Source organism: Oleiphilus sp. HI0125 (genome assembly GCF_001635355.1).
On the sequence record NZ_LWGF01000455.1, the window covers coordinates 1 to 323 of the forward strand.

A 323-nucleotide genomic window follows, 5' to 3' on the forward strand; every position below is an offset into this window, starting at 1 on the left:
GAGCAAGAGAAACCACATCCATGTAACCCTCAACAACAAGAAGCTTTTCAATACTTCTAAGGGCTCTAGATGCTTCGAACAGCCCATAAATCTCGTTACTTTTGTGAAAAACACGAGACTCGGGAGAGTTGATGTACTTTGCTTTATCGTCGCCTAAGGTTCTTCCACCAAAACCAACAGTCTTGCCACGCATGTTCCGAATAGGAAACATCAAACGGTTCTGAAACAGATCAAAAGGTCGCTCATACTTTTGCGAGACCAATTTCATTTCAACGAGCTTAGCAAGCTGCCGGTCTCCCGCCTGACCTCCAACAAAATCTCGT

1 pseudogene is annotated in these 323 nt (G+C 44.6%); it reads right to left on the reverse strand.

Features of this window, described 5'->3' with window-relative positions:
* A pseudogene (locus A3762_RS06045) lies at nucleotides 1–323 on the reverse strand (DNA primase); the annotation flags it as partial.